At 63.6% G+C, this 12,835-nt stretch carries 10 protein-coding genes; 3 read left to right on the top strand and 7 right to left on the bottom strand.

Translation table 11 applies throughout. From position 1 onward, the window contains the following. Window positions 1-33: 33 nt before the first annotated feature. Window positions 34-948: a LysR family transcriptional regulator gene (locus ABOA88_RS17975; RefSeq protein ID WP_367850925.1), complete on the bottom strand. Its 915-nt coding sequence runs from the start codon at window positions 946-948 to the stop codon at window positions 34-36. Window positions 949-1,044: 96 nt separating this feature from the next. On the opposite strand from ABOA88_RS17975, the gene ABOA88_RS17970 reads away from it, so the two are divergent. The 3 genes from ABOA88_RS17970 (at window position 1,045) to ABOA88_RS17960 (ending at window position 3,412) form a co-directional block, all read left to right on the top strand. Continuing rightward, window positions 1,045-1,350, top strand: coding sequence for a putative quinol monooxygenase (locus tag ABOA88_RS17970; RefSeq protein WP_367850924.1), 306 nt, complete (start codon window positions 1,045-1,047; stop codon window positions 1,348-1,350). Between the two features lie 14 nt (window positions 1,351-1,364). Next, window positions 1,365-2,210 carry a type 1 glutamine amidotransferase domain-containing protein gene (locus tag ABOA88_RS17965; RefSeq protein WP_196168500.1) on the top strand — a complete coding sequence of 282 codons (846 nt, stop codon included), beginning with the start codon at window positions 1,365-1,367 and terminating at the stop codon, window positions 2,208-2,210. 155 nt (window positions 2,211-2,365) lie between these two features. Continuing rightward, on the top strand, window positions 2,366-3,412 hold the full coding sequence (locus tag ABOA88_RS17960; protein ID WP_367850923.1) for a class I SAM-dependent methyltransferase: 1,047 nt from the start codon (window positions 2,366-2,368) through the stop codon (window positions 3,410-3,412). A 116-nt stretch (window positions 3,413-3,528) separates the two neighbouring features. Here ABOA88_RS17960 and ABOA88_RS17955 read toward each other — a convergent pair whose 3' ends face one another. The 6 genes from ABOA88_RS17955 to ABOA88_RS17930 all read right to left on the bottom strand — a co-directional run. Then, complete coding sequence (locus ABOA88_RS17955; protein ID WP_043206871.1) at window positions 3,529-4,773, bottom strand: saccharopine dehydrogenase family protein; 1,245 nt, start codon at window positions 4,771-4,773, stop codon at window positions 3,529-3,531. Between the two features lie 33 nt (window positions 4,774-4,806). Next, window positions 4,807-5,904: a carboxynorspermidine decarboxylase gene (gene nspC / locus ABOA88_RS17950; RefSeq protein WP_196168498.1), complete on the bottom strand. Its 1,098-nt coding sequence runs from the start codon at window positions 5,902-5,904 to the stop codon at window positions 4,807-4,809. Window positions 5,905-6,121: 217 nt separating this feature from the next. After that, window positions 6,122-7,042 carry a pyridoxal-phosphate dependent enzyme gene (locus ABOA88_RS17945; RefSeq protein WP_196168497.1) on the bottom strand — a complete coding sequence of 307 codons (921 nt, stop codon included), beginning with the start codon at window positions 7,040-7,042 and terminating at the stop codon, window positions 6,122-6,124. Window positions 7,043-7,226: 184 nt separating this feature from the next. Then, window positions 7,227-8,930: an amidase gene (locus ABOA88_RS17940; RefSeq protein ID WP_367850922.1), complete on the bottom strand. Its 1,704-nt coding sequence runs from the start codon at window positions 8,928-8,930 to the stop codon at window positions 7,227-7,229. A gap of 298 nt (window positions 8,931-9,228) precedes the next feature. Beyond that, complete coding sequence (yghU, locus tag ABOA88_RS17935) at window positions 9,229-10,065, bottom strand: glutathione-dependent disulfide-bond oxidoreductase (RefSeq protein WP_367850921.1); 837 nt, start codon at window positions 10,063-10,065, stop codon at window positions 9,229-9,231. Between the two features lie 164 nt (window positions 10,066-10,229). Next, on the bottom strand, window positions 10,230-12,835 hold a 2,606-nt coding region (locus ABOA88_RS17930), incomplete at its 5' end, for an invasin domain 3-containing protein (RefSeq protein ID WP_440127983.1).

The raw sequence follows: 12,835 nt of genomic DNA, 5'->3' as shown, positions 1-12,835 counted from the left end.
TGCCCTGGGGGGGCCTTGCGCCCCCGGCGGCTTCTATCCCGCGTGATTGGCCACCTCCCAGACCTTTTGGCGGAACCACCTGCGCAATGGATCGGCGTGGGTGCGCTCATGCCAGATCTGCATCAACTCGACCCTCGGCAGCGTCAGGGGCAGCGGGTATACCGCCAGCTCCGGGTCCCGTGCCGCCGCATCTTCGGCCAGCGAACGCAGGCAGGTGAGCAGCAGGTCAGTCCCGCTGACCAGGCGGGCTGGGGCGAGAAAGCTCGACAAACCCGCGATCACTCGTCGTCGATGGCCTTGGGCACGCAGCGCGCGGTCCACCAGGCCGTCGAGGTCGCCGGTGAGGGTGGTCAGCACATGCTCGCAGGCCAGAAACGCCTCTAGGTCCAGGCCGTCTGCCAGGTGGGGGTTGTTCCGTGCGGCCAGCACCACCAGGTCTTCGCCGAGCAGACGCTGCTGCTGGAAGGTGTCCGGCAGGTCGGTGAAGAATCCAGCGATGGCCAGGTCGCACGTACCTTTCTCCAGGGCGTCGCGCGGCAACTGGCCACGGGTGTTGTGAGTGACCAGCACCAGGTTGGGGGCCTGGCTGCGCAGTATCGGTAGCAGACGGGGCAGCAGGGTCTGCTCCAGATAGTCGGTGCTGTACAGGTGCAGGCGGGCAGGGCGGGTGAGCATGTCCGCGCCGTCGCAGCGTTCGTAGAACAGCTCCAGTTGCTCCACCAAGTGCTGAACCTTGGGCGCGAGCTCATGGGCGCGAGGTGTTGGGGTCAGCCCGCGAGGCGCGCGGACGAACAGCGGGTCGCCGAACTGATGGCGCAGCTTGTTCAGCTTGTGGCTCAGCGCCGGCTGGCTGAGCGCCATGCGCTCGGCGGCCAGGGACGCATTGCGTTCCTGATAGAGCATCTGGAAGACCAGCAGCAGGTTCAGGTCCTTGTTGACGATATTCATATTTTGGATCGCTGAAATTAGATCTTTAGAATTATCGAATCATAGCGCAGTCGATAGCATGGCCTCACTGACCGATACCGACCTTGGAGTCCAGTCATGCCTATCAGTATCTTCGCCACTATTTTCCCTAAGCCCGATCACCGTGACGCGGTGGAGCAGGCCTTGCGGGTGATGGTGGAGCGTTCGCGCGCCGAGCCCGGCAACCTGCGCTACGACCTGTTCATTCGTGAAGGGGACGAACCGGCCTTCGACCTGTTCGAGCTGTATGTCGACCCGGCGGCCATCGAAGTGCACCGCAACAGCGCCCATTACCAGGACTATCGCGCTGCCACCGCCGACTGGCTGGCTGCGCCGACCCAGGTCCGCGTTGCCCACCCACTCGACATTGCCCCCTTCGCCTGAACAGGACCCTGACCATGAACAAGATTTCCACCCTGGCGCTCACAGTGGCTGGCGCGTTGCTGGCCGGCCAGGCTACTGCCGCGTCCAAAGGCGAGGTGCTGGTATTGCTGTCGAGCGAGCATCAATTGCAGCTCAAGGACGGCAAGCCGTACCCGACCGGCTATTACCTCAACGAGTTCGGCGTGCCGGCCGACCACCTGCTCAAGGCCGGCTACACGCTGGTGCTGGTGACGCCCAAGGGCAATGCGCCGAGCGTCGATGAGCGTTCGGTCGATCCGCAGTACTTCGGTGGCGATGCGGCCGAGATGCAGCGTATTCACAAGGTTGTGCAGAGCCTGCCGGGCATCGACGACACCTTGTCGGTCAAGGAGGTGTTGGCGGGCAACCTGGACCGTTACGCGGGCCTGTTCATCCCCGGGGGCCATGCGCCGCTGATCGATCTTGCCAACAACCCTGACGTCGGGGCATTGCTGCGCCACTTCCATCAGGCAGGCAAACCGACCGCTGCGATCTGCCATGGCCCGATCACCCTGTTGTCGGCCCAGCAGGACCCGGTTGCCTACCGCGCAGCCTTGGCCCGTGGCGAGACGCCGGCCGCTCGTGATTGGGTGTACCAAGGCTATCGCATGACGATCTTCTCGGATCCGGAAGAGCAAGTGTTCGAAGGCTCGCTCAAAGATCAACGCCTGCAGTTCTATCCGGCCAAGGCCATGGCCGCAGCGGGTGGCGACATGAGCTACGCGAAGGCCTGGGCGCCCCATGTGGTCATCGACCGCGAGCTGATCACCGGGCAGAACCCGTTCTCCGACAAGGCGCTGGCCAAGGCATTGGTGGAGAAGCTCGACGGTGCCAGGCAGTAAGGCCTGAGCCTTCAGTACCGGCGGTGGCACTTGCCATGCTCGTCTAGACTTAAAGCCCGGGCCTGTTTCGCGCAGGCCCGGCAATCATCCATCCGACCACCGCCTCCCGGCCCGGACGTCGCCGACGGTGGCCTTCTTGCAGAGGAGGGCAGGTCATGGACGAGGCAAGACTTCACGAGTTCATGGGCAAGCTGGTGGGCGACATGGGCGCGGCGGCGACACTGGCCAACGTGATCCTGGGCGATGAGTTGGGGCTGTACCGGGCCATGGCCGATAGCCAACCCGTGACCCCAGAGGTACTGGCTCAGCGAACCGGCTGTCATCCGCGGCTGCTGCGAGAATGGCTCAGTGCCCAGGTAGCCGCCGGCTACATGGTCCACCAGAACGGCACGTTCAGCCTCCCCGAAGAGCAGGCCCTGGCCCTGGCCATCGAGGAGTCGCCCGCCTACATGGCCGGCGGCGCGTCGGTGGTGGCGGCACTGTTCCATGACAAGGACAAGCTGATCGCAGCCATGCGTGGCGATGGGGGCCTACCCTGGGGTGACCATCATCCGTGCATGTTCAGTGGCACCGAGCGTTTCTTCAGGCCTGGTTACCGTACCTTCTTGGTGGCTGAGTGGCTACCGGCGCTGGAAGGAGTGACCGCCAAACTACAGGCCGGAGCCAAGGTGGCCGACGTGGGATGCGGCCACGGCGCCTCGACCATCGTCATGGCCCAGGCCTTCCCCGCGTCTCGCTTTATCGGCTACGACTACCATGGGCCCTCGATCACGACCGCCACCGCGCGTGCCGAGGAGGCGGGCGTGGCCGGGCAGGTCAGCTTTGCCCAGGCCTCGGCCAAGGACTATCCGGGGCATGACCATGACCTGGTGTGCTTCTTCGATTGCCTGCACGACATGGGGGATCCGGTCGGTGCGGCCAGGCATGCCTATCGCGCGCTCAAGGACGACGGCACGGTGATGCTGGTCGAGCCCTATGCGGAGGATTCGCTGGAAGGCAACCTGAACCCGGTGGGGCGGTTGTTCTACGCGGCCTCGACGTTCATTTGCACCCCCAATTCGTTGTCTCAGGAAGTAGGGTTGGGGCTGGGGGCCCAGGCCGGCGAGGCGCGGCTGAGGGCGGTGTTCGAGGAGGCGGGGTTCACGCGGTTCCGGCGGGCGACGCAGACACCGTTCAACCTGATCCTGGAGGCGCGCAAGTAGAGGGCGAGCCTGTGAGAGCGGTGCGACTTCAAAAGGGGCACCGTGCGCAGCGGGGCGTCTGTGGGCACTGGCCACACGCAGAAGGGGCGCCATCTGGCGCCCCTTCTGTTTGCTGCTTAGGCTTCAGCGTCCCAAGGACGATCGCCTTTTTCGTCTTTGATGCGGGTCGGCAGGCCCATCACGTCCAGCGCCTTGAGGAACGGCTCGGCCGGCAACTCCTCGACGTTGACCATGCGCTTGGCATCCCATTCGCCACGGGCGACCAGCAGGGCCGCGGCCACTGGCGGCACACCAGCGGTATAGGAAATACCCTGGCTGTCGGTCTCGGCGAACGCCTCTTCGTGGTCGGCCACGTTGTAGATGAACACTTCACGTGGCTGGCCATCCTTGGTGCCCTTGACCAGGTCACCGATGCAGGTCTTGCCGGTGTAGCCCGGAGCCAGCGAGGACGGGTCAGGCAGCACGGCCTTGACCACTTTGAGTGGCACCACTTCCAGGCCTTCGGCGGTCTTGACCGGCTGCTCGGAGAGCAGGCCCAGGTTCTTCAGGACGGTAAACACATTGATGTAGTGCTCGCCGAAGCTCATCCAGAAGCGGATGTTCGGCACGTCGAGGTTCTTCGACAGCGAGTGGACTTCATCGTGGCCGGTCAGGTAGAGGTTCTGCGAGCCCACGACCGGCAGGTCGTCGGTGCGCTTGACCTCGAACATTTTGTTGCTGGTCCATTGGCTGTTCTGCCAGCTCCAGACTTGACCTGTGAATTCGCGGAAGTTGATTTCCGGGTCGAAGTTGGTGGCGAAGTACTTGCCATGGGAACCGGCATTGACGTCGAGGATGTCGATCGAGTCAATGCGGTCGAAATACTGTTGCTGCGCAAGTTTGGCGTAGCTGTTCACCACACCCGGGTCGAAGCCGACGCCGAGAATGGCGGTGATGTTCTTTGCCTGGCACTCTTCGAGGTGTTTCCACTCGTAGTTGCCGTACCAAGGCGGCGTTTCGCAGATCTTGCCCGGCTCTTCGTGGATCGCGGTGTCCAGGTAGGCGGCGCCGGTATCGATGCAGGCACGCAGCACCGACATGTTGAGGAAGGCGGACCCGACGTTGATCACGATCTGCGATTCGGTCTCGCGGATCAGCGCCTTGGTTGCCTCGACATCGAGGGCATTGAGCGAGAAGGCCTGGATGTCGGCGGGTACCTTGAGGCTACCCTTGGCCTTGACGCTGTCGATGATGGCCTGGCATTTGGAGATGTTCCGTGACGCAATCGCAATACGACCGAGCTCGTCGTTATGCTGTGCGCACTTGTGGGCCACCACCTTGGCGACACCTCCTGCACCAATGATAAGAACGTTCTTCTTCAATTTACCTTTTGCTCCTTACTGAAAGGGCCTGCCTCAGGACAGGCTGGAAACGTAGTCTTCGAAACCGAACTCGCGCACCACCTCGACGCTGCCGTCGAGCTGCTTGACCACGATGGCCGGCATTTTCAGACCGTTGAACCAGTTTTTCTTGACCATCGTGTAACCGGCGGCATCGACGAACGACAGGCGGTCACCGATTGCCAGAGGCTTGTCGAACTGATACTCGCCGAAGATATCGCCGGCCAGGCACGACTTGCCGCAGACCATGTAGGTGTGCTCGCCGTCGTTGGGCGCCATCTTGGCGTTCAGGCGGTAGATCAAGAGGTCGAGCATGTGCGCTTCGATGGAGCTGTCGACCACGGCCAGGTGCTTGCCGTTGTACAGGGTGTCGAGAACGGTGACTTCCAGCGAGGCGCTCTGGGTGATGGCTGCTTCGCCCGGCTCCAGGTAGACCTGCACACCGTACTTCTCGGAGAAGGCCTTCAGGCGCGCGCAGAACGCGTCCAGGGCATAGTCTTCGCCTGTGAAGTGGATACCGCCGCCGAGGCTGACCCATTGGACCTTGTGCAGCAGGTGGCCGAAGCGCTCCTCGATGTGCGAGAGCATCTTGTCGAACAGGCCGAAATCGCCGTTCTCGCAGTTGTTGTGGAACATGAAGCCGGAGATCTGTTCGATCACCTTCTCGATCTTCTCAGGGTCCCATTCGCCCAGACGGCTGAACGGGCGCGCCGGGTCGGCCAGCAGGTAGTCGGAGCTGCTCACCTGCGGGTTGACGCGCAGACCGCGCACCTTGCCCTGGGACTGTTCGGCATAGCGTTGCAGCTGGCCGATGGAGTTGAAGATGATCTTGTCGCAGTTCTCGAGCATCTCCTCGATCTCGTCGTCGGCCCAGGCCACGCTGTAGGCGTGGGTTTCGCCGGCGAACTTCTGGCGACCGAGCTTGAGCTCGTAGAGCGACGAAGAAGTGGTGCCATCCATGTACTGCTGCATCAGGTCGAACACCGACCAGGTGGCGAAGCACTTGAGTGCCAGCAGGGCCTTGGCCCCGGAGTGTTCGCGTACGTAGGCAATCTTTTCCATGTTGCCCAGCAGCTTTTGTTTGTCGATGAGGTAGTACGGCGTCTTGATCATTTAAAGGCCCCCGGCCAGGCCGGCCAAAAAAAGGACACGCATTGTGCCTTCACTTGCCCCGGATCGAAAGGGTCGGAGGCGCATTTCGTCCGAGTTGCGCGTGTATTTGTTGTCCCTTTGCCATCAAGGCATCGGGCGCCTCGCTCAGATGGACCTCATCAGGGTATCGGCAGCCTCGTGGCAGGCCCAGTTGAGCAGATGAATGTGACCGTTGCGATCACGCGCCTTGGGCTGCCAGCCACGCCTGGATCTGCTCCAGCGTGGCGGTGGCCCCGCCGCAGACGATCACCAGTACGTTGCGGTAGGCCGCCAGCGACTCGCTCTGGTAGGCCAAGGCCAGTGCCGCGCCGCAGGCCGGCTCGACCAGCACGCGATGGTCCAGCAAAAAGCGCTCGCAGGCCTGCAGCGCGGCACGGTCGCTGACCCGGTGGCTTTCGACCGGATGACGCTGTGCGCAGGCTAGCGCCTGTTCGGCGACACGCTTGGCGCCCAGGGAGGTGGCTACTGAGGTGATGCGCGGCAGTTCCACGGTATGTCCGGCTTCAAGGGCTGCATGCAACGAGGCCGCGCCGTCGGTTTCCACCGCCAGCACCGGCACGTCGTGCCAACCGTTGCGTTCGAGCCCTTCGACCACGCCACTGAGCAGACCGCCGCCGCCTACCGAGAGCACCACGGCATCGGGCTTCAGGCCGGCGCGGGCGACCTCGTCGATCATGCTGGCGTGGCCGGCCCACAGCAGCGGGTCGTCGAACGGGTGTATGAAGGCATCGTCCGGCCCGACCAGTGTCTGCGCCAGTTCGTTGGCCTCCTGCCAGGAACTGCCGTGCACCACGACCTTGGCATCTTCCAGGCGCAGCAGCGCCTTGGCGCGTTCGGTGGTGGTTTCTGGCACCACCACGGTCACCGGCACGCCGAGCTTGCGCCCGGCGTAGGCCACGGCCAGCCCGGCGTTGCCGCCGGAGGACGAGACGAAGTGGCGGGCACCACGGGCATGATGGACCTGGCAGGCATGACCGACGCCACGCAGCTTGAAAGAGCCGCACGGTTGCAGGGCTTCGAGTTTGAGCCAAACCGAGCGGCCGGCGATCAGGGAGAGGGGACGGGATTCGATCAGGGGCGTCTGGATGTGCAGGGACATGAGGGCTCTCCAAAGGGATGCTTCATTGTTCCGGCAGACGCAATCGCGGGGCAAGCGGGTTTTTGCAGGTGCATCGGGGGGGTGCCCGTTCGCGGGTTGGCGATGCTCGTTGTGGGAGCGGGTTTACCCGCGAAGCAACCGACTCAGTGCTTGCGGATAAACCTGCTCCCAGCCAGGCGCTGGATCAGCCCAGTGGCGGGGTGCGCGGCGGGATCATGCGGCGCGAGCCGGTGGCCTCGAAGGCCGCGCCGAAGCTCAGCAGTGCATTGTCGCTGTAGGCACGACCTGCGAAGGTCAAGCCGACCGGCATGCCGATGTCGGCCATCACGCCCATCGGCACGGTCACGGTGGGCACGCCCAGGTGACGGATGGCCAGGTTGCCGTTGGCGACCCAGATGCCGTTGCTCCAGGCGATGTCCGCCGAGGCTGGATTGACGTCAGCATCGGCCGGGCCCACGTCGGCCACGGTCGGGAACAGCACCGCGTCCAGGCCCAGGTTGTCCATCCAGTCTTCCAGGTCCATCTTGCGGGTCTTTTCCAGGCCACGCAGACCGTCCGGCAGGGTCTCGATCTGGTCCCAGGTCTTCAGGCCGCGCTTGGCCATATTGACGTACTCGTCCATGCCGGCCGCCAGATCGTCCTCACGGTTGGGCAGGGTGCCCGGGTCGTGGGGGAAGATCTGTGGGCCGTCGACGTCCGCCAGGCGGTTGAGCTTCGGATCATTGTTGGCGCGCAGGAAGTCATCGAAGGCCCAGCCGGACAGTTCCCACAGTTCATCGTGCAGGAATTCCTTGGAGACGATGCCGCGGTTGTACACGGTCGGAGCGCCCGGGCGATCGCCTTCGCAGTTGGACACCAGCGGGAAGTCCACTTCGATCACTTCGGCACCGGCCGCTTCCAGGGCTTGACGCGCCTGCTTCCACAGGTCGATCACGCTGGCGCGGGTATTGATGCGTTGGCCGGTCGGGCCACCGATGCCAGGCTTTTCCGAGGTACCGGCGTCGGGATCGGCATTGATGTACATCTTGGGGACGCCGAAACGCTTGCCTTTGAGAGCGCTGGCGTCGACGGCCAGGTCCAGGTAGGAGGCAGGACGAACCGAGGATGCGGCTGGGATTGGCACCCATGGCTGCAGGCGCCACAGGTCGCCACGCGTGTCGGCGTCATCGGCGACGACGACGTCGAGGATTTCCAGCAGGTCGGCCATGGTGCGGGCGTAGGGCACCACGACATCCATGGTTGGCGTCAGCGGCCAGTTGCCGCGCACCGAGATGACGCCGCGCGAGGGGGTATAGGCGCACAGGCCGTTGTTCGAGGCAGGGCCGCGGCCGCTGGACCAGGTCTCTTCGGCCAGGCCGAAGGCCGAGTAGCTGGCGGCGGTGGCGGTACCGGCACCGTTGGAGGAGCCGGAGGCGAACGGCGCGGTCAGGTAGGCGGCGTTGTACGGGCTTTCGGCGCGGCCATAGACACCACGTTGCATGCCCCCGTTGGCCATGGGCGGCATGTTGGTCTTGCCCAGGCAGATGGCGCCGGCGGCGCGCAGACGCTCGATGGTGAAGGCGTCGCGCTGGGCCACCAGGTCCTTGAAGGCCGGACTGCCGGAAGCGGCGGTCAGGCCTTTGACCAGGTAGCTGTCCTTGGCGGTGTAAGGGATGCCATCGAGCGGACTCAAGGTTTGGCCCTTGGCTCGGCGAGCGTCGGAGGCCTCGGCCTCTTTGAGTGCTTCAGGATTGCGTACCACCACGGCGTTCAGGGCAGTGGCGGTGTCGGCTCCGTCATAGGCGTCGATGCGGGCCAGGTAGGCCTTGACCAGCTCAACCGCCGTCGTACGGCCGGACTCGAGCGCGTCGCGCAGCTCGGCAATGGAAACCTCGGTTACCTCGATCATGCTGTCACCAGTTATGCAGGTGGAAACTCGTGGCGCGAGTGTAGCAAGAAGCCCTTGCCCGGCGCAGGCATGCAGCGTGGCAATGGTCATTTGCACGGCGGCAGTCTTGTCCGCTGCAAGTGTGCGCCAGTGCATGTGCCGACGGTAAGGGTGAGGCCCGTGTCAGCCCTGACTTGAGCGGCGTTTTCTGGATTGTGGGGCCGCTACGCGACCCATCGAAGGTTTCGCCAGCACCTACAAGGTTCCGTAGGCGCTTGCTCAGCGGGAGTTTGCGATGGGCTGCAAGCAGCCCAGGCACTCACGCGAGGTCTGCCGCCGAATGCCGCTCCGGCACTTGGCTTTGCTCATCTCCCCAGGTCCGGTTAACCCGGGTGCCACGCTGCACGGCCGGCCGCTGGGCGATGGCCTCGGCCCAACGCTGCACATGAGGGTATTGCTGCACGGCGAGGAACTCCGCCGCGCCATACAGGTTGCCGCGCACCAACTGGCCATACCAGGGCCACACGGCGATGTCGGCGATGCTGTACTCATCGCCGCCCAGATAGGTACTTTCGGCAAGCCTTCGGTCAAGCACATCCAACTGACGCTTGGCTTCCATGGTGAAGCGGTTGATGGCGTACTCGAACTTTTCAGGCGCGTAGACATAGAAGTGGCCAAAACCACCGCCCAGGTAAGGCGCCGAGCCCATCTGCCAGAACAGCCAGTTCAGGCATTCGGTGCGAGCGGCCGGGGCCTTGGGCAGGAGGGCACCGAATTTCTCGGCAAGGTACAGCAGGATCGAGCCGGACTCGAACACCCGTACCGGCGGTTCCACGCTGCGATCGAGCAGGGCGGGGATCTTCGAGTTGGGGTTGACCTGGACGAACCCGCTGGAGAACTGGTCGCCTTCGCCGATGCGTATCAGCCAGGCATCGTACTCGGCGCCTGCATGGCCGAGGGCCAACAGCTCCTCGAGCAAGATGGTTACCTTCACCCCGTTGGGGGTGGCCAGGGAGTACAACTGCAAAGGATGCTGGCCGACCGGCAGCGCCTGGTCATGGGTGGGGCCGGCGACAGGCCGGTTGATGTTGGCGAACTGGCCGCCGGACGGCGCCTCGTGGGTCCAGACCTTGGGCGGGACGTAGGGTGTGCGCATGGGCGAAATCTCCTGAAGGCTTGAGGTAGGCACATCGTAAGGTGGACCTGCATCTATGCCATGGGTTCGGCGTCGGGGCAAATGCACCGGGTGCGGGCGTTGGGTGCATCACACTGATGCCGTCGAGCGGTGGAGTGGGGCGCAAAGCGCCCCGGATGAGGGGCCTACTTGAGCGTTCTGCGGCACATAGACCTGTACCTGTCGCTACCTGGCGTTTCGATCACGGCGCCGTAAGTGCCTCCGTCTCCGTTGCTCAAACGAAGGTATTTACCGGCTCCGGCAGCGTCGCTCAACCACAGGTCCTGAGCCGCGCCGCCCTGAACTGCGCCCCATTCGGACGCTACAGTACCGATGCCGCGCGCGTTCTCACCCTTGGTGGCTTCAGCCTTGGACACGGGCGAAAGGGACAAGGAGGCGCAGTGTTTCATGGCCGCACTCCAGTCAGTACCAGTGCCCAACTTACCAAGTTCATACCACTTCGTTATCTTGAAATCATAGGTATGTACGATATTGCCGCCTTTACTGGTTGCAGTGATCGTCACGTGGCCCGAATCGGTCGGCGGCGCGCCAGTGAAGACAAAATAGCTCGGGGGTTGGAAGGTCAGCCAACTGACGCTTGAGCGCCAAGTGAACAGATCGTCTGGCACTTTGTTGGCGAGGACTGGAATAAAGGTCGCCTCTTGGTATGCCGTAGTCGGGAACCCACTGCTGCGAGGGAAAAGGTAGTCACCATAGGTTCTTAACTGTTCGATTCGGCTTGTCAGCAATGCAAAGGACTGGGTCCGTTTGCCCATTGGAACACCGTTGATTTTAGGGGTGATGCGATAATCACCTGCCAAGAGGCCAACAAACTCCGCTTTGTATACGCCCGAGTTATTGACTTCGCCCAGGCTCCCCATCTTGATGCTGGAGGGCGCGGGGTGTGCTGCACTGTCGGTGATCTCGAAGGTAATCTGTTTAGCGATACCGGTGATGGGGCGACCGATCGAGTCTCGAACCTCAAACGCTATGCCGTTGGTCGTGAAGTCATCGGCCACCATGGTTGATCGGGTCAGGGTCAGCTTGGAGGTCGCCTCTGCGGGTGGCAATGGCGTCAACGTAAGGTTGACTTTCAGGCTATCCATCGTTTCGCTGCCGATTTGGGGGGTGAGGGTATAGGTACCCTCCAGAAGCCCTTTCGCCGTTGTGGTGTAGACCCCGGTCTTGTCGATTTCATCGAAGGGGGCGACGACGATGTCGGTGGGTGCCGGTGGGTCGCCTGCGTCATTGGTGATGGCGAGGTTGAGGGTGCCTTCTAGGCCGCTGACAGGATTGTCGTTGATGTCCTTGGCGGTGAACTCCAGGGTTGAGAACTCGTTGCCATCGGCCGCGATCGTGTCTGGCTTGATCTCGAACTTCGAGCGACCTGCGACCGGCGCAAGAGCCTGCAACTCGACCTCGGCTTTCAAAGTGCCGAAGGGGGCGCCGTTGTAGTGCGGGATGAAGGTGTAGCGGCCCGGGACGGTGCCCTGGAGCGTCGCCCGGTACTCACCGGTTTTAGCTTCTGAGATATCGCCGAGCGTGATCCCGGGGGCCGTGCCGTTCGCCAGTTCGAACTTCAGCTGGTCGGCGAGACCTCCTACGGGTTTGTCGTTCGCGTCCCTGGCGGTGAAGGTCAGGGTCGAGGTGTCGGTGCCACTGGCCGGGATCTGCCGCGGCAGGGCCTGGAAGGTCGATCGGCCCAGCGCGGGCGGCAAGGTCGTCAGTTGCACGGTGGCGCTCAGGCCATTGACGGGCTGACGGCCGATGGTCGGGATGAAGGTGTAGGTGTCTGCCTGCAGGCCGCGCACGGTCGTGTGGTAGACGCCGGTGTTGCCGTTTTCCTGGATCGGGTCGAGGGTGAGCTCGCCGGTGGCCGGTGGCTGGCCGCTGCCGTTGGTGACCGTCAACGCCAGCGTGTTGCCCAGGCCGGTGACGGGGTTGCCGTTGGGGTCCTTGGCGGTGAAGGTCAGCGTGGAGGTGTCGTAGTCGTTGGCCGGGATGACGTCTGGCTTGGCTTCTAGTTTCGACGTGGACGGTACGGGCCGCAAGGCCTGCAGCTCTATCTCGGCGTTGAGCCGGCCGATGGGTTTCCCGCTCAGTTGGGGGGTGACGGTGTAACGGCCGGCCAATTTGCCCTTGAGCGTCGCGCTGTAGTGGCCCTTGGCGCTTTCCACGATGGTGCTCACTGTCACGTCCGGGGGCGACACGCTGCCCTTGTCACCGTGCACCGCGAGCGTCAGGTTCTTGGCGATGCCCTCGACCGGAACGTCATTGGCATCCTGGGCGGTGAAGGTCAGCAGGGTGGTGGTCTTGTCGTTGGCGGGAAGCCTTGCAGGGTTTGCAGTGAACGTGGATTTGCCATCGTCCGGCAGGCTGCTGACGGTGCTGACCCGCGCTGGCAACAGCGCAGTTCCTTGCACGGACGGCGTCAAGGTAATCGATTGCGGCGTGGTGCCGGCAGTCACGCGCACTTCATAGTTGCCCGCCGAGACGCGCTCGGGCTTGGCGACCACGATGCCGTCTGCGCGGGCCTGCGCCTCGGTGACGGCGATCTGGATGTCCGCCAGGGCGATATCCACCGGTTGCTGCTGCTCGTCGCGGATGGCCAGGGTCAGGGTTTCGTAGGTGGTGCCATCGGTCGGCAGCACGGTATTGGCGGGGGTGAAGGTGGAATGGCGTGCACTCACCGCCGGGGCATTCACGGTCACGCGGGTCTCGCTGCGCCCGGAGCGGTTGCCTTTGCTGTCCA

The organism is Pseudomonas sp. PKS (genome assembly GCF_051913525.1).
In the GTDB taxonomy this organism is placed as follows: domain Bacteria; phylum Pseudomonadota; class Gammaproteobacteria; order Pseudomonadales; family Pseudomonadaceae; genus Aquipseudomonas; species Aquipseudomonas guariconensis_D.
This window is presented reverse-complemented; position numbering and strand designations above follow the sequence as displayed.

What these genes read in the sequence shown, in the direction of transcription:
- ABOA88_RS17960 (WP_367850923.1), top strand. Translation starts at nt 2,366, where the DNA reads ATGGACGAGGCAAGACTTCACGAGTTCATGGGCAAGCTGGTGGGCGAC.
- nspC (WP_196168498.1), bottom strand. Translation starts at nt 5,904, where the DNA reads ATGATCAAGACGCCGTACTACCTCATCGACAAACAAAAGCTGCTGGGC.
- ABOA88_RS17970 (WP_367850924.1), top strand. Translation starts at nt 1,045, where the DNA reads ATGCCTATCAGTATCTTCGCCACTATTTTCCCTAAGCCCGATCACCGT.
- yghU (WP_367850921.1), bottom strand. Translation starts at nt 10,065, where the DNA reads ATGCGCACACCCTACGTCCCGCCCAAGGTCTGGACCCACGAGGCGCCG.
- ABOA88_RS17945 (WP_196168497.1), bottom strand. Translation starts at nt 7,042, where the DNA reads ATGTCCCTGCACATCCAGACGCCCCTGATCGAATCCCGTCCCCTCTCC.
- ABOA88_RS17940 (WP_367850922.1), bottom strand. Translation starts at nt 8,930, where the DNA reads ATGATCGAGGTAACCGAGGTTTCCATTGCCGAGCTGCGCGACGCGCTC.
- ABOA88_RS17965 (WP_196168500.1), top strand. Translation starts at nt 1,365, where the DNA reads ATGAACAAGATTTCCACCCTGGCGCTCACAGTGGCTGGCGCGTTGCTG.
- ABOA88_RS17975 (WP_367850925.1), bottom strand. Translation starts at nt 948, where the DNA reads ATGAATATCGTCAACAAGGACCTGAACCTGCTGCTGGTCTTCCAGATG.